Annotated in this window: 17 protein-coding genes and 1 riboswitch; of the genes, 6 read left to right on the forward strand and 11 right to left on the reverse strand. The window is 45.9% G+C overall.

The features are described from left to right. Nucleotides 1–130 precede the first annotated feature (130 nt). From J7E78_RS27360 to J7E78_RS27370, 3 genes are all read right to left on the reverse strand, one after another. Entirely contained in the window at nt 131–475 is a 345-nt protein-coding gene (locus tag J7E78_RS27360) for a YflT domain-containing protein (RefSeq protein WP_017692267.1), read from the reverse strand. 94 nt (nt 476–569) lie between these two features. Beyond that, nucleotides 570–1,103, reverse strand: a complete 534-nt coding sequence (locus J7E78_RS27365; protein ID WP_215079806.1) for a hypothetical protein — start codon at nt 1,101–1,103, stop codon at nt 570–572. Between the two features lie 68 nt (nt 1,104–1,171). Next, the gene (locus tag J7E78_RS27370; protein ID WP_215079808.1) at nt 1,172–1,681 is read right to left on the reverse strand and encodes a DUF948 domain-containing protein; all 510 of its coding nucleotides are present in this window, start codon (nt 1,679–1,681) and stop codon (nt 1,172–1,174) included. A 221-nt stretch (nt 1,682–1,902) separates the two neighbouring features. Between J7E78_RS27370 and J7E78_RS27375 the strand changes: the two genes are divergently transcribed. Beyond that, nucleotides 1,903–2,067, forward strand: coding sequence for a DUF1328 domain-containing protein (locus J7E78_RS27375; RefSeq protein WP_017692264.1), 165 nt, complete (start codon nt 1,903–1,905; stop codon nt 2,065–2,067). A gap of 380 nt (nt 2,068–2,447) precedes the next feature. Next, a complete protein-coding gene (locus J7E78_RS27380) occupies nt 2,448–2,933 on the forward strand; it encodes a hypothetical protein (protein ID WP_215079810.1) in 486 nt (161 codons plus the stop codon). A 91-nt stretch (nt 2,934–3,024) separates the two neighbouring features. Here J7E78_RS27380 and J7E78_RS27385 read toward each other — a convergent pair whose 3' ends face one another. Then, nucleotides 3,025–3,912 carry a cation diffusion facilitator family transporter gene (locus tag J7E78_RS27385; RefSeq protein ID WP_215079813.1) on the reverse strand — a complete coding sequence of 296 codons (888 nt, stop codon included), beginning with the start codon at nt 3,910–3,912 and terminating at the stop codon, nt 3,025–3,027. A gap of 290 nt (nt 3,913–4,202) precedes the next feature. On the opposite strand from J7E78_RS27385, the gene J7E78_RS27390 reads away from it, so the two are divergent. Further along, nucleotides 4,203–4,391, forward strand: coding sequence for a hypothetical protein (locus J7E78_RS27390; protein ID WP_017692261.1), 189 nt, complete (start codon nt 4,203–4,205; stop codon nt 4,389–4,391). A 124-nt stretch (nt 4,392–4,515) separates the two neighbouring features. On the opposite strand, the gene J7E78_RS27395 is transcribed toward J7E78_RS27390, so the two are convergent. The 6 genes from J7E78_RS27395 to J7E78_RS27420 all read right to left on the reverse strand — a co-directional run bounded on the left by J7E78_RS27395 (nt 4,516) and on the right by J7E78_RS27420 (nt 13,249). Next, nucleotides 4,516–6,141, reverse strand: a complete 1,626-nt coding sequence (locus J7E78_RS27395) for an ABC-F family ATP-binding cassette domain-containing protein (RefSeq protein WP_091038559.1) — start codon at nt 6,139–6,141, stop codon at nt 4,516–4,518. Between the two features lie 187 nt (nt 6,142–6,328). Next, the gene (locus J7E78_RS27400; RefSeq protein WP_215079815.1) at nt 6,329–7,402 is read right to left on the reverse strand and encodes an MBL fold metallo-hydrolase; all 1,074 of its coding nucleotides are present in this window, start codon (nt 7,400–7,402) and stop codon (nt 6,329–6,331) included. 71 nt (nt 7,403–7,473) lie between these two features. Next, entirely contained in the window at nt 7,474–7,671 is a 198-nt protein-coding gene (gene cydS / locus J7E78_RS27405) for a cytochrome bd oxidase small subunit CydS family protein (RefSeq protein ID WP_215079834.1), read from the reverse strand. Between the two features lie 8 nt (nt 7,672–7,679). After that, entirely contained in the window at nt 7,680–8,714 is a 1,035-nt protein-coding gene (locus J7E78_RS27410) for a cytochrome d ubiquinol oxidase subunit II (protein ID WP_215079818.1), read from the reverse strand. Then, nucleotides 8,711–10,057 carry a cytochrome ubiquinol oxidase subunit I gene (locus tag J7E78_RS27415; protein WP_215079820.1) on the reverse strand — a complete coding sequence of 449 codons (1,347 nt, stop codon included), beginning with the start codon at nt 10,055–10,057 and terminating at the stop codon, nt 8,711–8,713. Before J7E78_RS27415 ends, J7E78_RS27410 begins: the two co-directional genes overlap by 4 nt. 345 nt (nt 10,058–10,402) lie before the next feature. Continuing rightward, on the reverse strand, nt 10,403–13,249 hold the full coding sequence (locus tag J7E78_RS27420; RefSeq protein WP_215079822.1) for a PAS domain-containing sensor histidine kinase: 2,847 nt from the start codon (nt 13,247–13,249) through the stop codon (nt 10,403–10,405). Nucleotides 13,250–13,593: 344 nt separating this feature from the next. On the opposite strand from J7E78_RS27420, the gene J7E78_RS27425 reads away from it, so the two are divergent. Continuing rightward, complete coding sequence (locus tag J7E78_RS27425) at nt 13,594–14,292, forward strand: response regulator transcription factor (RefSeq protein ID WP_036668013.1); 699 nt, start codon at nt 13,594–13,596, stop codon at nt 14,290–14,292. 47 nt (nt 14,293–14,339) lie between these two features. Here J7E78_RS27425 and J7E78_RS27430 read toward each other — a convergent pair whose 3' ends face one another. Beyond that, the gene (locus J7E78_RS27430; protein ID WP_215079824.1) at nt 14,340–14,759 is read right to left on the reverse strand and encodes a hypothetical protein; all 420 of its coding nucleotides are present in this window, start codon (nt 14,757–14,759) and stop codon (nt 14,340–14,342) included. Nucleotides 14,760–15,001: 242 nt separating this feature from the next. Here J7E78_RS27430 and J7E78_RS27435 point away from each other — a divergent pair, with 242 nt between their 5' ends. Next, entirely contained in the window at nt 15,002–16,144 is a 1,143-nt protein-coding gene (locus J7E78_RS27435) for a virulence factor (RefSeq protein WP_215079826.1), read from the forward strand. 147 nt (nt 16,145–16,291) lie between these two features. Continuing rightward, nucleotides 16,292–16,507, forward strand: a riboswitch (Lysine riboswitch). 117 nt (nt 16,508–16,624) lie between these two features. Continuing rightward, the gene (locus tag J7E78_RS27440) at nt 16,625–18,103 is read left to right on the forward strand and encodes an amino acid permease (RefSeq protein ID WP_215079828.1); all 1,479 of its coding nucleotides are present in this window, start codon (nt 16,625–16,627) and stop codon (nt 18,101–18,103) included. The last annotated feature ends 123 nt before the right edge of the window (nt 18,104–18,226 follow it).

Below are 18,226 nucleotides of genomic sequence, written 5' to 3' on the forward strand. Positions count from 1 at the left end.
AACTCGCAAAAACATAGATAAGGAATGGGGAAAGCCCCATTCCTTATCTATGTTTTTGATTAAGTGTTTTAAAGAAGTTATATGAAAGCTTGTCCATGTTCAGCAAACTTCAACTTGAACGTATATCGGGTTAATCTTTCTTTTTAGCAATAACGAGTACTTTACCCTTGTCGAGTTCACTCTCGTAGAAGTCAGCTTCGGCTTCGGTAAAGCCCATCGAAACAATTTTGGCCCGGAGTTCATCACCACGTGAGCGGAACAGATTCGCCAAGGAATCAAATACGCCTTCTTCCTTTATGCCAATTTCTTTGGCATCTGCTGTATCGGCAATCCGATCTGTACGATCCTTCTCATGGGCAAGAACAAAGATTTGATCAGCAAGGTATCCGGTAATCTGCAATTCTTTCACCGCTTCTACCGCCTGGACTCCGTTTTCTACCACTTTTGCATAAGCTTGCTCATTGGTTGAATTCATCGTTTCCACTCTCCTCTGATTTAATCTTCTGTATCGAGCTACTTAATATATAACCATACTATATAGGGTTGAAACGATTCGGTAATAACCAATCCTAGGAAACTGTGTCATCAAAAAGGTCAATGCCTTTAATCTGCTGAGAGCCTGACTTCATATATACCTTCAGCGCCTGGTCTCCACGGAGAAACACTTCTCCGTCCTCTGCCACATAATAAGGTTTCCCGAGAGCATGATGGATCGCTTCAATATTCATCTCAACTCTCTTTCCGTTTAACATGATGTGATTCTCAGATGCATCGATATGCACATATTGAATAACATCCGTATCTTCACACAAGCCAACCTTCACATCATGAAAGTGATATTCAGGACACCCCAGATAAGGATCTTCCTGTTTATATACTGACTGGCCCTTCTTGGCCAACAAATCGTCCATGGTGTCATCCAGAGAAATGCCATTCAGAGTCCGAAAATGCTGGAAAGTCTCGGATCGATCAACAGCCAGAGTTACCTCTGACGCCTTCTCTTCCATTGCCGTCCATTGCATATCGTGAGCAGCGGGTACCGCTGCCGGTTGAACGGAAAAGGGAGAAATTACGCTAAACATCACAAGCAGTAGTTTCATCATGATTCTCACCCTTTCATCAGGTTCATCACCGCTCTGAAGGCTTCTTCATGGGTTACAAAGCGGTCATGTTACTTGCGCATCCGTTGCCATACATTCGCTGCAACATCAACATACTTCATCCAGTTTTTCCCGCCCTTAGCTTCACCATTATATGTAGCTTCATAGGATTGCAGGGTACGATCCGTTGATGTAGCAGGCGGTGCAGTTACATGAAGCGATTCAGCATGCTTGGTCTGTTCAGGTTTGTTACGTTTGGTCTGGAATTTCGCCATCAGCGTTGTGGAGACTTGTTTGGCTGCTGCCGTCACTTCATTCAACACTTCTCCCAGATTCTCAACAGATTCCATAACAGGATCAATTTTTTTCATTTTGTGCTGTACATCCACCGTGATATCATTGGCATGTCTTACCGTCTGCTTCACTTCGTAGCTAAGTTCATCAATCGTCTTCTGAACCTCTTGTAATGTCTGAGAGACATTGTCCAGTGAACTCTGGGCAGATTTCAAGGTGCGAACCAAAAAGAAAACCAGTACTGCAAATGCCACTGCAATCAGGGCCACGCTAATTTGATAGATCATAGTAGAACCTCTCTTTCCACATGTGCATCAGTTTGTTATTGCTATAGTTACCCGAGCTTTCCCCGGACGAAACAATAAAACATGCCACTTCATATTATGCCTGTGATTTGAAAAAAACACCATGTTTCAATGTGAGGACCCCAGGTTAAAGTTAGACTACACAAGGCGGTGAGGTGAACATAACTCACTCCACAATCAAGTATACGAAAGGATGAATACTTATGTTGAAATGGTCTGTATTATTTCTAATTATTGCACTGGTAGCAGGTATTTTTGGATTCTTCGGTATTGTTGAAGCAGCTGCTTCAATCGCCAAGGTACTCTTCTTCATCTTTGTTGTACTGTTCGTAATTTCCCTGATTACGGGACGCAGCCGAATGCGATAACCTCAGGCTCTGAACTGACTGAGTGTTTACTAACGAATACATCACAAAAGCCGATCGTGCTACCAAGCCGATTGGCTTTTGTGCGTTCAGGCATAGGTCAACTTTTCTATAATACGTATATATCTATTACACTCCCTTCTGCTTTATTCCAAACATTCTCACATGAATCCATAGAAAACAGAACCATTATGAGATAGCCAACCCGGTTTTATCCCACTGAAGTATGATATTTACAGGCTGCTATATACCCACATATGCGTCAGTTGACACAGGAGGATCCAAGAAAATATTGTTATAATTTGTGATTCATAAGGTAGCTTGCTTGGTTACTTTAAACACAGGACAACAAATTACATACCTAAATCGAGGAGGAAAACAAAATGAAAAAAATCGTAAGTTTTGCTGCTGCTTTAACGTTGATGGGTTCGATGGCTGCCGCTGCAGGTGCTGAGGAAGCGGTTACCGGAACGGTGACTCCGGAAACAGGTACTGAAGCTACGACAACAACACCAGCTGTTGAAGTGAACAAACCTGCTGTAGAAACTGTGGAAGGTACTGCTGAGACAGTAACAGGTACAACAGTAGACACTACAGGCGCAGAAGGCACTTCAACTACAACTACAGATGATAAAATGTTTGAAGAGCCACTGGTAAAACCAGGCGATGAAGTAATGGTACCAACGATGTTGCTGAACCTGCTCGAGCGCACTTGGTTCTATGATGCACCTAACGGTAAACCAATCGGTGCACTAGGTTCCCAAGTCATCGATACCACTGGTGAAGTAGTAGATGGATTCGACGGCGGTGAATGGGTTCAAGTATACACTTGGAAAGGCAAAGCGTGGATCCACGTTGCCATTCAATAATATCGTATAATCGTTCTAACGATAAGTAAAGAGGACAGCACGCACAATCGCGGCTGTCCTCTTTTGATGTTCCCATATGTTCACTCTCTGTTCAAGTGTTCCCCGTAACCTCATCCATCTTCGGTTCCACATGTACATGCACATGCATGATGTTATGTGATCGCTTCAATCGCTCTTCCACTCTGTCACAGATCTGATGGCCTTCAACCAGGCTTAGGCCTCCGTCCACTTCAATCACCACATCCACAAGTACATGACTACCATGCACACGTGCTTTTACATCCTTGATCATTTCTACTCCGGGAACCCGAGCTACGGAAGATCTGAGATCCGTTAGTTCCTTCTGGTCAAATCCATCGGTAAGACGATGTGTAGAATCCCGAAAAATCCCCCAAGCCGTTTTGCAGATCAACAGACCTACAGCAATCGCAGCTACTTTATCCAGCCATGGAAGTCCGAACTGCGCACCTATAATTCCAACTGCAGCGCCTATGCTGACCCAGGCATCCGAACGATTATCTTTGGCCGCAGCCATCAAGGCCTGGCTGTTTATTTGTTTGGCGAGACGGGAGTTATAGCGGTATACACCCAGCATAACTACAGCACAGATCACAGCAACCGCTGCTGCCCACAGATTAGGAGCAGTGAAGGCTCCTTCATACCAGGAACGAACCGCTTCAACCATCACTTGCAATCCTACCATCGCCATAATAAATGAAGCCACCAGAGCTGCTACGGTTTCCGCTCTGAAATGCCCGTATGCATGATCGGAGTCAGGAGGCTTCTGTGAAATTCGAAGTCCAATCAATACAGCAACGGAGGCCACAATATCCGTCAGGTTATTAAAACCATCTGCCAGCAAGGCACTGGAAGCAAATAAATATCCACAGATCAGCTTAAAGACGGACAAGACGAGATAGGCTGCGATACTAACCCAAGCCCCTCGCTCCCCTTTTCGAATTTCTTCATAAGCGTTCAAACCGGGCGACACCCCTTTAACGTTTCGTATTACCGTTTTTCCATGTTAACAAATGCGGAGCGTGTGGGTCTACAGAAACAGTGTTGCCAAGCTACATTGCTGTAGGAAGGCTGAAACAAAGTTTCCAGACGGCATTGCTGTAGGTGATGAGAAAAAATGTTGGCCCGGGTAAAACCCGTAAATTTGAGTATTTTATCAGGTTGCCCTTGTGGGGCTTTTGTAAAACGTATAAAATAGGTACATCCCGTCCAATCTGGACGGCTTATTGTAAGACCGGGAGGGAAATAACGATGAGCGAAAATAACGAACCAAAAAAGGTCAGTTTGCAGGACGCTATACGCCAGAAGCTGGCGCAAAAGAAAGAACAAGCAAATTCCGGTAACCAATCCAGCGCCTACTTTGAAGGCGGACCAAAAGCGATGAAGAGTCAGAACAACAAAAAGCCTAACAACCAACGTCGCCGTACTGGTGGATCTTAGGACTTAGAGCTGCCAGGTTATCGCCCATGCCGGGCACACTAACAAAAAGAACCGCAAGCCCTCTTACAGAGGCTTGCGGTTCTTTTGTGCCTATATGCATAATGTGCCGTAAATGATGCTTATTTTAAGCTTCTACCGGATACATTTTATTGCGCAGTTCTTTAATTTCATCACTTTCCAGATATTCGTCATAGCTCATTTGGCGATCAATGATGCCATTCGGCGTAATTTCGATAATCCGGTTAGCAATGGTTTGAATGAACTGGTGGTCATGGGATGTGAACAGCATTGTGCCGTCAAAATCAATCATACCATTGTTTAACGCTGTGATGGATTCGAGATCCAAGTGGTTCGTAGGCTCATCCAGAATCAATGCGTTAGCACCCGTCTGCATCATTTTCGCCAGCATACAGCGAACTTTCTCGCCCCCGGAGAGTACACTTGCCTTTTTCAAGGATTCCTCACCTGAGAACAGCATACGTCCCAAGAATCCACGCAGGTACGTTTCATCCTGATCTTTGGAATATTGACGAAGCCAATCCACAAGAGTCATGTCTACACCGTCAAAATATTTGGAATTGTCTTTCGGGAAATAAGCTTGAGTTGTTGTTACGCCCCAAGTGTATTCGCCGCTGTCCAATTCCGTTTCACCCATAAGAATATCAAACAATAGTGACTTGGCATTCCCGTTTGGACCAACAAATGCGATTTTATCCCCTTTGTTCACGACAAAGCTGATATCATTCAGCATTTTTACACCATCAATGGATTTGCTGATGCGATCTACGGTCAACAATTGTTTACCGGCTTCACGCTCAGGTTTGAAGTTGATAAACGGATATTTACGGTTCGATGGACGAAGGTCATCCAGCGTGATTTTGTCGAGTTGTTTCTTCCGGGAAGTTGCCTGTTTCGATTTCGAGGCGTTCGCAGAGAAACGTTGAATAAAGGCTTGAAGCTCTTTAATCTTCTCTTCTTTTTTCTTGTTGGCATCACGCTGCAACGCAAGTGCCAATTGGCTGGATTCGTACCAGAAGTCATAGTTACCTACGTACAACTGGATTTTACCAAAGTCGATATCCGCAATGTGCGTACATACTTTGTTCAGGAAGTGACGGTCATGGGATACTACAATAACAGTACCTTCATAGTCCATCAAGAAGTTCTCAAGCCATTGAATGGATTCGAGATCCAAGTGGTTGGTAGGCTCATCGAGCAACAGGTTGTTTGGACGACCAAACAATGCTTGTGCAAGCAGGACACGAACTTTTTCGTTACCACTTAGTTCATTCATTTTCTTATCGTGCATGTCACGGTCGATACCCAGACCGATCAGGAGTGCCGCTGCATCTGGCTCAGCATCCCAGCCATTGAGCTCCGCAAATTCACCTTCAAGCTCACCTGCACGCAGGCCGTCTTCTTCAGTGAAGTCCGCTTTGGCATACAGCGTATCTTTTTCTTTCATAATGGCATAGAGACGACTATGACCCATAATGACCGTTTCGAGAACCGGATACTCATCATATTCAAAGTGGTTTTGCTTCAAAACGGCCATACGTTCGCCCGGGGTGATGTGCACCTCTCCCGAGTTTGATTCAATTTCACCGGACAAAATTTTCAAGAATGTTGATTTACCGGCTCCATTGGCGCCGATGAGGCCGTAACAGTTTCCTGGTGTGAATTTGATATTTACATCTTCAAAAAGTGCACGTTTTCCGTAGCGGAGCGTGATGCCGCTTGTACTGATCATTAAGCATACCATCCTTTATTGGTTAATCTGCATACTGCATGAATAGCAAGTTGCGTAAATCATGGATTCAATATCCCGATGCCTATTCTGGCACCATATTATAACACAAAAAAGCGGCAAATTCGAAAATTGGCCGCTTTTTACTTATTAAAGATTTGGTAAATGTACTGTTCATGCAGGCATATCCCTACATTAACATATTTGGCTTGCGTTTGTTAGTCCTGTTTACCTTTTCATGCCGGATGCGGAGCGTCTCGCCATGACCAAGTACCTGAATCCGCTCTTTACCAATGCCTAGCCGTTCACGTTCAACTTCCAGCCGATCCAGTGCTTCCTTGGGCGTATCATCCGCCAGCTTAAATGTGCCGTAATGCATTGGCACCATGAGCTGTGAACCGGATTCAACAAACCCCTGCAACGCTTCTTCGGGTGTCACATGCTGAGAAGTCATGAACCATTCCGGATCGTAGGCACCGATGGGCATCAGGGTAACACCAATGTCAAAGCGTTCTCCAATCGTTTTGAAACCCTGGAAGTAACCTGTATCACCCACAAAATACAACACAGGCGGACCGCCTGATGTTTTGGATGTTTCGTTCTTCCCTGATTCCGTGGATGATTCATCCTGACTGCTCGCTGTTGCAGCACTTTCCGCTGCTGAAGTCGTTGCCGGATGGATTGGTTCCAATACATAACCGCCCCAATGGGACGTATTGGTATCAAACAACGTTCGGCGCGTCCAGTGCTGTGCAGGGACAAAGGTTATTTTGACTCCGCCAAGTGTCATATGATCCCACCATTTCATCTCCTGGCATCGATGGAATCCTTTGCGAATCATCTTGCGCTTCAGACCATCGGGTACGATGAGCAACGTCTTGGCTGTAATCAGCTTACGCAAGGAAGCCAGATGCAGATGATCATAGTGGGAATGGGATATCAGAATCACATCCAAAGGTGGAATATCCTGAATCGGAATGCCGGGGGCACCGAGCCTTCGTTGAAATCCCATTTTTTCGGCCCACACCGGGTCAGTCACGATGTTCAATCCATAATATTGAATGAAAAACGTGGAGTGACCAATCCAGGTAATACTTGTGTCATCCCGGTTGGCATGCAGATAATCCAGTTCAGGCGGGTGTTTGGGCACGGTGTAGGAGTAGTCCTTCACTTTGCTCCGCCGTTGCTCCCTCCATTGCTTGAATTCCTTCAGCGTTTTGTCCGTACTTACATTATCGATATTGTTATAACGGATTTTCGGCATGAAAGGGCCCTCCTCCCTTCCTCATTTCTTAACAAGAGATTACCCCAAACGGGAATGGACGTACCAGCCAATCAATCCTGTGGGTTCTTACATACGGCCAGATATACAAACAGAAAGACAATAGCAGCCGCAATGATCAGTGGAGGGGCGTACATAATGGTGAATGTCTCAAAAAAGCTCAATCCGGTTATACCGGGTATGCCCGTGACTCCCTCAGTAGATAGTGGATCCAGCAAGGGCGTCATGAGTAAGAACATGTATGGGTGCATGGACAGACTCATCCTTTCTTTTTACCAGAATTACCGCGTACATAATTGGCATCAAACAGGAACAGCTTCATAATCAGCACAAGCGAAGGAATGAGCACAAGCAGCCCCAGACTGAAAGCTGTAATGAGCGCAATCCCCATCGTACGATTCGTAAAGCTGTCGTAAATGTTAATGTAAGGATACAGGATATACGGAAGGTGGGATCGCCCGTAACCATACCAGGCAAAGGCAAACTGAAGCATGACAGCGATAAAGCACCAGCCTAGATATTTACTTTTCCATACCAGCGACACGGCAATGACAAAACAAATAAACGAAGCAATGAACATCCAGGAAATATTAACCATCTGCTCAAAGTGTGCGGGATTCTGTTTGTTAATCTGCAGAAATGCCAGAAAACTCGCAAAAATAGTGGGCAAGCTCCAGAGCAGCGCGTACTCTCGAAGCACCTCATATGCCGGCTCATCCCCTGCCCGCTTGGCGTAATAGGACAGAAACATCGCCGAGATATAGAGCACACTGACCAGTGCAAGCAATACAACCGACCAGGTATAGGGGTTCGTCAGAAATTCACGCCAGCGAAAAAACACCTGATCGCCTACCTGCTCAATGATCCCGCCTTCGGATATCGCCAAAATGGTGGAGAACACCGCTGGAATCAGCAACCCCGTCGCTCCATACAGTGCCATATAGATCCGGCTGTTCTTCCCATGATTGCCATACGTATTATAGGCGTAATACACACCCCGGATCGCAAGCAGTACAATAGCCAGGGAACCCGGAACCAGCAAAGCTGTCCCGTAATAAAAGGCGCTGTCCGGATAAAATCCGACCAGTCCAACCACAAAAAAGATCAGGAACACATTCGTCACTTCCCACACGGGAGACAGGTAGCGCTGAATGATGTTATGAATTTTGTTCTCATGCCCGGTCAAAATACTGTAAAAGCTGAAGAACCCGGCACCAAAATCAATCGAAGCAACGATCAGGTAACCGAACAAAAACGTCCACAATATCGCGATGCCTGCAATTTCGAAACTCAATGCACGATCCCTCCTTCAAGCCCCAGCGTCTCCAGTTCCTTCTCTGCTTCCTTGTTGCGGAACAACTTGCTGAGTACCCGAATGCACGAGAAACAAAGGATCAGATACAGCAAGATGAACAACACCAGCATCCATCCTACCGAAGTTGACGTCGTAGCTGCTTCCGACACCTTCATATACCCGCGTAAGATCCAAGGCTGCCTGCCAACTTCAGCGAACATCCACCCCAGCTCGATGGCTATCATGGCCAGAGGCCCCAGCAAGACAATGCCAAGCAGCAGCCATTTGGGATATGGCTTACGCCCTGGCAACCATCGACGCAGCACATATAACACAGGAATCATCAGGATGATCACTCCGGTTGTGACTTTCAGGTCGAACATATAGTGAATAGACAATGGTGGCCTCAGATCCGCCGGAAATTCTTCTAGACCCTTCACTTCCGTATCTGGACGATTACCCGCCAAAATGCTAAGGGCATACGGAATCTCAATCGCGTATTTCACCTCATTGTTCTCATCCAAAATACCCCCATAGACGAGCGGTGCCTCTTTCATCGTCTTGAAATGCCATTCTGCGGCAGCCAGCTTCTCCGGCTGATATTTCGCCAGAAATTTACCGGAGGAGTCTCCGATCATGACGGTACTGATCGCAAAGACGAGGGCAGACACCGTGGTGAGTTTAAGTGCTTTTTTGTAATACACATGGTCCCGCCCCCGAAGCAGACTGAACGCGGCTATGCCCGCCAGGACACCAGCACTCAAGGTGTACGATGAGGCGAGTACATGGGACACTTTGGTTGGGGTTGCCGGATTCAACATGGCAGCAATCGGATGAATGTCCTTCATGATGCCATTAATCAGGGTGAATCCCTGAGGCTGGTTCATGAAGGAGTTCACCGTTGTAATGAAGATCGCAGATGCAGATGAGCCGAGAGCTACCGGAATCAACAGCAGCATATGCGTATATTTCTTTTTGAAACGATCCCACGTATAGAGGTAAATTCCAAGAAAGATCGCCTCTATAAAAAAGGCAAACGTCTCCATAAATAGTGGCAAGGCAATCGCCTGACCCGCCACCCGCATAAACATGGGCCATAGCAGACTAAGCTGCAATCCGATCGAGGTGCCCGTAACGACACCCACGGCAACAGTGATGACAAAACCTCGCGCCCACCTGCGTGCCAGCAAGGTGTAGTGCATATCATTGGTGCGCAATCCGCGCCACTCGGCCAAGGCAATCATGAGGGGAACGCCTACACCAATGGAGGCAAAGATGATGTGCACAAACAGGGTAAGACCGGTCAGTATCCGGCTGAGCAAAACAGGGTCCAGGGATGACATGATTACACTCCTCTTTCACATAATCGTTATGTACGACCGCAGATCACTCTGCTTAAACGTGTATCTCAATAACTCATGATTCGAATGATGCTCTTCACAACGGCATACAGTACAACCACAGCTGCAACCAGACAGACGATAATGAGTGTTTTCTCTTGTTTACGGAACATATACCTGCCGTCCTCCTTTTGCGTGGAATGCAAATTATGGCTCTATAGACAGTTTGCAAAAGAAGTTGATTTTTTATCCGGGGAAATTGAAAAACAAAAAAAGCCTTTCCCCTTATCACGCTCACGCGCTGAAGGGCAAAGGCTCTATTCGCAGGTTCTTCATCCATCAATACATTTACACCAATACGTCTTGCTTGGGCAGTCGAACCTTGAATGTACTTCCTTTGCCCGGTGCAGATATAAAGGTCAGTGTACCCTTATGGTCCTCTACAATTTTACGGGAAATGTACAATCCAATTCCTGTTCCACCAATCTGCCGATGATCCGAATTATCGACCCGATAGAATTTATTGAACAGCATGTCCTTCTCTTGCTCCGCAATCCCTATTCCGTAATCGCGCACATCAAGACATAACCATTCCTCTTCTTCCCATAACGTAACATCGATACGATCGGCTCCCGGAGAATACTTAACTGCATTGCCCACCAGATTATGCAGAACCTGGACCATCCTGTTCTGGTCAGCATAAGCAAAAAAGTCTCCATTAAACGTATGAACGTAGATACGTTGGGCAGATTTCATATTCCACTGTTCGGCAACCCCTTCTACCAACTCAACCAGCGGCACATAAGTCATATGGTAAGCCATACCTTCGTTGTCGAGGCGCTGAATATCGAGTACATCATCGAGCAAACTGCTCAGCCGCTTGCCCTCCGAAGAGATGGTCTGCATGAATTCCTGCTGCTGAGCTGCCGGAAGGTCATACATCATCATTAATTCCACATATCCCATAATGGTAGCTACAGGCGTTCGAAGCTCATGAGATACCACACTGATCAGCTCATTTTTCATCCGATCCAGCCGTTCTTCCCCTGTCCGGTCGCGGAACACCAGCAAGAACCCATGGTTTTTACCCGGGACATCCATCTGCTTCATGTACAAGGAAAATACACTTTTATCCACATTATTAAATATAAATTCGGTCTCGATAAACGCCGTTTCTCCATTCAGGAATGCTCTCGTCTGTTCCATCAGATTGAAGTTGTCCGTTAATACCATTGTATCAATCGACTGCGCCAAATCTTCAATGGATCTGCCCATAAAATCACCCAAACCAAACATCTCTTCTATCCTTCGGTTGACGATGGTTATGGTCCCTGATCGATCAGACATCACGAGCCCTTCTCGTACGGATTCAATAAATTGCTCACTGATATCTCGCTGTTCCTGAATCGCAATCTTCTCATTGAACAACTCCGAGTTCAGCTTCTCCAGCGCAAGGGCATGACGTACACGATCTTCTTCTGCTCTGGTCCGCTCTGTAATATCCTTAATAAACAGGTTATATAATGTCTCATTTTTGCCCAACTGGATCTCAACAATTTTGTACTCTATCGGAAATACAGAACCATCCCGTCGGATACCTGAAATTTCTTCAACGATGGTGTATCTTTTACCTTCAACATATTCAAATCGCTCCAGCAAATTCTTGATCTCCTTGCAGCTGGCCCCTTGAAAAAGTGACGGCGCTTCCTTGTGCAGAATCACTTCTTCCCGACGCAATCCAAACATTCTTTCAGCCTCCGGATTAAACTCAACGATCAGCCCACTGGAGTCCACAGCGATAATTGCATCAATAGAGGATTCAATAATGGCACGTTTGACCTCTTCACTATTCTTGAGTTCCTTGGTCCGCTCTATGACCCTGTCCTCCAGCGTTAACTTGTCGTGACGAATCTGTTCGAATTGTTCCAGCAACACATCGGCCATTTTGCGCAAATTACCAATCAGGATCTGTACTTCAGTTACATGGCTGGTTGGCCACTCCATCTTCCCATTTCGAAACAGCAGTCTCGGAAGAGAGCCTGTCATCCTGGTCAGTCTTAACAGCGGGCTAACAACCTTACTGCTGAGCGGAGCCGCTACGATCATGGAAGCCACGATGATGATGAACAGGGATTGCAGCGTGGTCAGGTAAATCGATTCAATTCGGGGGTAATACTTGGACGAGTCGGTCACAATAAATACCCGATAAGGTGTTAATCTTGTCATTTCTGCTTCATAGATAAAAGAGGCTTGTTTCCAGTGATTCAATAAATCGCTGTAATGGATATTTGCGGAACTTAACACAAAGAGGTTATCCCTTGATTTCAGAAGACGGAAACTGTTCATGTCCATGTAATCGCCCTCCTGAAGTGTATTCAATCCAGAAGCAACGACTGTATCATTCCGATCCAACAGAATCACATTCACACCCAATAGATGATGATAACGCGCCATATTCTGATCCATATTCTCGGAGGTAACATACTCTTCATCAATATCCTGAACAACCGCAGTCGCTGCATATTTCATATCACGTAATATGGCATCATTCATTTGACTCAATTGTCTGCGGCTATCTGCGGATAACAGTACAAGAGAAACAAATACCACAAAGGCGACTACGTATTTGAACGCAATTCTTGTTAGTGGAATGGTTCCCGTCCGCTTGGATTTGTGTTCACCCGTGGTGATCCAGAAATCAACTACAATTCCCGCAATGAGCGCATTCACCATACCAATCACAGCAATATACATATACTCATACTTCAAATCGTCTATATTTAAACCCAACATAAAATGCCCGACATAGATAACAGGAAGTAACATCACTACCCAAAAGACAGCATTAGCCTTGATTAGGCTGCCATTCTTCCAACGGGTCTGCCAAACGAGCATCCAGATTAATTCCATGAAGTGGGCAAGCACTACAGTTAAATTGTGCGGCACTAAGCCGACAAAGACGGTATTCAGCAGATGGATGACTGTAAGGGTGACAAATCCATAGATGGCCCCATGCAAACGAAGAGCAACGAGTGCCGCCGCGCTACCAATCATAAACTGTACACCATAGAATAAAGTAAACGGAAAAATAGTGCTTAGTGAGCCCAGAATGATCAGAATGCTGGTCCCAATCCAGGGTATTCTCAGCTTCAACACGACCCAATCCAGCATTTGTCTTGCCTTTATACGATCCATAAGCATTTGCCCTCATGGATCATTGTTTCTTCTGTTTTCAACAACAACGTTGGTTCCCCCTATAAACTTAAGCGGATACAATCTTACTTTTTTCCCCTTAACTCGTTCTGATCCATTATACTGTAATTAGTACTCGGTGTAGCTTTGGGAAATTCTGATTGATCGGCAACCAAACTACATTCATGCTAAAATATCGAAGTCCATTCAAAAAGCTTATTTCTTCTCTACATATACATCCTATATATTGGAATAGAAACATTAAAAAATTTGCGGCATTTATTCGCAATTCACCTTGTTTTTTTAGCATTTTCTTAACATATTATTTTCACCAGGAGTGTGACCCTATGACTATCAAAGTACTTCTTATCGAAGATGAGAAAAATCTGGCCGACATGATTGCTTTCTTCCTTGAGGAGGAAGGATACATCACGGAACGGGTTCATCATGCCCGCGAGGCACTTCAACTGTTTCCACAATTCCAGCCGGATATTGTTGTAACGGATCTCATGCTTCCTGAAATGGATGGAAATGATCTCGTAGAAGCTTTTCGTCAGCACTCCACTGTGCCCATTCTGATGATCTCGGCAAGCACCATGCTGAATGACCGACTTCGCGCATTGCATAATGGTGCGGATGACTTTCTGTGCAAACCATTTAGTTTGAAAGAGTTGGATGCCCGGATCAAAGCACTGCTGCGAAGATCCATCATTTCCTATAAGGATAAACCTGTAAAAGAAGACAAGCAGGCAGAGGTTACGGGACATGTGAATGTGAATGAGTACAGAAGAACTCTGTTTGTGGATGGCGTTGAAATCGAGGTCACTCATATTGAGTTTGAGATTATGAAGGAATTGTACCGCAATCCGGGTAAAGTGTTCACCCGCAATGAACTGATGGATCGGATCAAAGGCTCCGAACGTGCCTATCTGGATCGTACCATTGATGTTCATATCTCAAGTCTGCGTAAAAAAATCGAGCCTGACCCCAAGAACCCACGTTATATTAAGACGGTTTGGGGAACAGGCTACAAATATGTGATATAAAACGTTCGTAACGCTTGTAATTTAACACCTTTGGCCATATCCCTCTTTTATCTCATGGATAAGATGGGCGGTATGGCTATTTCTGATTTATGGACAGACGAAGAATGCAACCAATTTTCCATATCCTTGATGAGTTGATTCGGGTCTTGCTCGTTCCAGAGAATCATCTTCATCTCACCTGTACCTGTAATCTGTTGCAGGTGACGCTTCCGAATAAGGGATTTGAAATCCGTAATGACCAGTAACGGAAGTTGTGGCATAAAAGCCCGAATGGCATTTGCTGCTGACACCGCTTCTTCGGCAACCTGATAATCAACAATACAATAACGGGCATTTTCCCAACTTCCCCGATGTGTTTCTATCGCAGAACCAGATGTTGAGTCCTCAATCCAGTTCCTGAACAATTGAATAATATTCTCATATGCAATACGACGTTTTCCATCCGAGAGCACGGTAATGGGTTCCATAGGTATAACCTCCAGTTGATTCTTATCTTTATTGTCCCAATTTTCGTTTAAAAATGTTTGTGCGTGAACATGAAAGAAGTGTTAACAAATTTCGTACTTCTTCACATTAAGTGTTAGGCACGTCCATTTCACTTCTGGATGATTTCGCAGATTCCACACATTGATGTAAAATAGAGAAATAACCCTGTGATTTAATTTACGGGAAGTTAAAGATGAATCTGGTACTATAGGAGGTTACATTGATGAATATTGTTTCCATTGAACCAACACCGAGTCCAAATACGATGATGCTACATCTCGATGAACGTCTGGAGGACGGAATTCGCAAAACATATACATTGGACAACGAACGATCTGCTCCGGCGTTCATTCGCCAGATGCTTCATATTCCCGGTGTAAAGAGTGTGTTCCACACCACAGACTTTGTGGCACTTGATCGTAAAGGGAATGCCGACTGGTCCGTTATCTTGGGCGAAGTCCAAAATCGCCTTGGACAGCAAGGCATTGATCTGGACTGGATTGAATCCGAAGATGGTTCAGGCGAGCACTTCGGAGAAGCACAGGTATTTGTACAATTCTTCCGTGGCGTACCGATGCAAATCAGGGTCAAGGCCGGGGTCAAGGAAGAACGAATCTCGTTGTCAGATCGTTTTGTCAAAGCGGTGACAGAAGTCGCCAGTGCAACAATGATCAAAGAACGTAAACTGAGTGATTACGGTGTTCGATATGGTGAATTGCCTGATATTGCACGTGAAGTCGAGCAGGAATTGGAAGCCGCTTACCCCCCGGAACGGCTGGAACAGGTTATCCAACAGGCCATTGAACATGGTACCAAATCCGAAGAGTTCGTCGAGCGCCGCCGTGAATTGGATGGAGCCGAACTTGAAGAGGCTTTGCGGAGCGAGGACTGGAATGTTCGCTATGCGGCATTTGACGGCATGGAGCCTACAGCAGAAAGATTGCCTCTCGTAGCCCATGCCTTGCATGACAACAAAATGCAGATTCGCCGCTTGGCCGTTGTATACCTGGGTGACATTCGTACACCGGAAGCGATGGAACTGCTGTATGAAGCGCTTCAGGACAGTTCTCCTGCGGTACGACGTACTGCCGGTGACACCTTGTCTGATATCGGTGACCCTGCTGCAACTCCAGCCATGACAGCCACGTTATCCGATAAAAGTAAACTTGTACGCTGGCGTGCAGCACGTTTTCTCTATGAGGTCGGAACTGAAGAAGCGGAGCAAGCGTTGCGAGTTGCAGCCGATGATCCCGAATTTGAAGTCAGCCTGCAGGCCAAAATGGCTCTGGAGCGAATCGAGTCCGGCGAACAAGCTGCTGGAACGGTATGGCAGCAGATGGCTGGCCGTAACAAAAAAGAGGAATAGTCGTCTCTCAGACCTCACATCCAACAATTGTTATTGCACTGGAAAACCATGCGCGTTATACTGATTGTCTGTTTACTAAACAGGACACACGTTGTTAAGTTGTGTTGTTCATAATTTCATAGACAATAGATACACCTCATCCTTTGATGGTGAGGTAGAGGTCGCGGGTGCGATCAGTACGCTGATGGAGGCGCTAAGGAGCCGCTTATGAAATCAGCCGAAAGGTGTACCCGCCGAAGCTCGCTGGACGTTCCTTATAAGGTCCGGTGAGCTGGGGCTGCTGTCGAAAGACGCAGAACTGTCACGGAAGTACATTTCCTTTATATAAAGGTATGAATTCTTCTGTGTTGAGCTATCTTAATCATCTGGGACATGGTGCGGACATTGAAATATTAAAGACCGCAGGCTGATGCCTGTGGTCTTTTTGTTTATGAATTCAGGTATCGCAAACATCAGTATATCGAATGAAGGAGTGTTTCCATGCAAGACCGCAGTAACCCAACAACAACTGAACCTTCTCTGAAAAAAGGATTACGCGCACGCCATATGACGATGATCGCCCTCGGTGGCTCAATTGGTACCGGGCTGTTTCTCGCTAGTGGTACCGCCATCTCAACCGCAGGCCCTGGTGGAGCATTAATTGCCTATGTGGCCGTTGGCATCATGGTTTATTTCCTAATGACCAGCCTTGGTGAGCTTGCTACCTTTATGCCGGACTCCGGTTCATTTAATACGTATGCCGCACGTTTTGTTGACCCTGCTCTCGGGTTCGCCATGGGCTGGAACTTCTGGTACAACTGGGCGGTAACCATTGCAGCAGAGCTTGCTGCCGCTACAGTACTCATTAAATACTGGTTCCCCGACAGTTCATCCATGTTATGGAGCTTATTGTTCCTCGTGCTGATCTTTTCTTTGAACGTGTTGTCTGTTAAAGGCTATGGAGAGTCCGAGTACTGGTTCGCCATTATCAAAGTTGCTACTGTTATCATCTTCCTGGCCGTTGGTGTGCTCATGATCTTTGGTATTATGGGCGGAGAAGCGGTTGGTTTCAGTAACTTCACCATCGGTGATGCGCCCATCCATGGCGGATTTTTCGCCGTGTTAGGCGTATTCATGGCTGCGGGATTTTCATTCCAAGGTACCGAGCTTATCGGGGTAGCCGCCGGTGAAAGTGAAAACCCGCGCGAAAATGTACCTCGTGCGATTCGTCAGGTATTCTGGCGCATTCTGATTTTTTACATTTTGGCGATCACCGTGATCAGTCTGATCATCCCGTATACCCATCCGAACCTGCTCAAAGGTGATCTGGAAAATATCGGTGTCAGCCCGTTCACACTGGTGTTTGAGAAAGCTGGCCTCGCCATTGCAGCTTCCGTGATGAATGCCGTTATTCTAACCTCTGTACTCTCTGCCGGTAACTCAGGCATGTACGCTTCAAGTCGGGTTCTCTATGCCCTTGCCCGTGACGGTAAAGCCCCTCGTTTCCTGGGCAAGCTGAATAAAAAAGGCATTCCAATGAATGCACTTTTGCTTACAACAGCTGTTGGGATGTTGGCATTCCTTGCCTCCCTGTTCGGCGATGGGATTGTGTACACCTGGTTGCTGAATGCATCCGGTATGTGTGGTTTTATCACTTGGCTTGGAATCGCCATAAGTCATTATCGCTTCCGTCGTGCATACGTTGCACAAGGCAGGGATCTGAGCGATCTGCCTTACCGTGCACGCTGGTTCCCGTTTGGGCCGATCTTTGCCTTTGTCCTGTGTATTATCGTGATCATTGGACAGAACTATCAGGCATTCACGGGTGACCAGATCGACTGGAGTGGAGCCATCGTTGCCTACCTGAGCGTACCACTGTTTCTGGTGTTGTGGCTCGGTTACAAATGGATCAAAAAGACCAAAGTGGTGCCGCTGCAGGAATGTGATTTCACACCTACGGATTCACCAACTGATAAATAGTAGCTCCCACGCATACCACCATTAACTGATTCAATCCGACTCTATATAAAAAAAACCTCCCCCGTAGCGTTGCAGTTTTCCTACTGTAGCGAAACGGGGAGGTTGATATGCTCCCCTCATAGT

Source organism: Paenibacillus polymyxa, from assembly GCF_018614975.1.
GTDB lineage: Bacteria > Bacillota > Bacilli > Paenibacillales > Paenibacillaceae > Paenibacillus > Paenibacillus polymyxa_E.